The sequence below is a fragment of the Bacteroides sp. OF04-15BH genome, assembly GCF_003477995.1.
In the GTDB taxonomy this organism is placed as follows: Bacteria; Bacteroidota; Bacteroidia; order Bacteroidales; family Bacteroidaceae; genus Paraprevotella.
Genome location: NZ_QUEM01000089.1, coordinates 468 through 1670, shown reverse-complemented (window position 1 = coordinate 1670; position 1203 = coordinate 468). Strand labels below are relative to the sequence as shown.

Annotated in this window: 1 pseudogene; it reads left to right on the top strand. The window is 42.8% G+C overall.

The window, feature by feature from the left end:
- Positions 1-381: 381 nt before the first annotated feature.
- A pseudogene (locus DXA74_RS16775) lies at positions 382-1203 on the top strand (TraG family conjugative transposon ATPase); the annotation flags it as partial.

Here is a 1203-nt window from a genome sequence, read left to right as displayed (position 1 = left end):
AAGAAGGACGCTGAAGAGCTTAGTTGCGGATTTGAGGTATATTTTTAAGTTCAAAGGTTTAGTACGTTTCTTTGTCTGTATATCCAAAACGAACTAAACTTATTTAGACAGCAAATTATATATGCTGGCGAAAAAAGAAAAACAGAGTTTCTTTCTCTTTTTGCCAGTATCATGTCTATTTTTCACTGAAAAACGAGAGAAAACAGATATAAAAACATCTCCTACCACATTTACCCCTTAACAACAAATATCCTTTTCTGTTTTCTTATAATCACTCTATTTGTATGCAAATTGTATGCTTTAAAAATATTAATATTGATGTGCTTTATACCATAATTAACTGATATTCAGTATTAAATAAATAAATGTTGGTACGGATTAATCACCACCAACCGCAACAAGTTCATACTTGGGCCGAGCGGGTCGGGTAAGTCTTTCTTTACCAACCACATGGTGCGTCAGTATTACGAGCAGGGGGCGCACGTGCTGCTGGTAGATACGGGTAACAGTTACTTGGGGCTGTCCCAGCTTATCCACAACCGCACGCACGGCGAGGACGGGATTTATTTCACCTACACCAACGAGAACCCGATAGCGTTCAACCCGTTCTATGTCGAGGACGGGGTATTCGACATAGAGAAGAAAGAGAGCATCAAGACCCTTATACTCACCCTGTGGAAGCGGGATGATGAAGCCCCGAAGCGGTCGGAAGAAGTGGCGTTGTCAAACGCCGTGAGTGCCTATATCGAACTGACAGGCAAAGACCGTTCGGTAACGCCCTGCTTCAACACGTTCTACGAGTTTGTCCGGGATGATTACCGCCGACAGCTTGAACAGAAGAACGTCAGGGAAAAGGATTTTGACATAAACAATTTCCTGAACGTGCTTGAACCGTACTATCGTGGCGGTGAGTACGACTACCTGCTGAACTCCGACAAGGAACTGGATTTGTTGCACAAACGCTTCATTGTCTTTGAGTTGGACAACATCAAAGACCACAAGATTTTATTCCCGGTAACGACTATCATCATCATGGAAGCCTTTATAAACAAGATGCGCAAGTTAAAGGGAATAAGGAAGTTAATACTAATCGAGGAAGCGTGGAAAGCGATTGCATCGGCGAACATGGCGGACTATATCCGCTACCTCTACAAAACCGTCCGAAAATATTTCGGGGAAGCGATTGTAGTCACGCAAGAGATT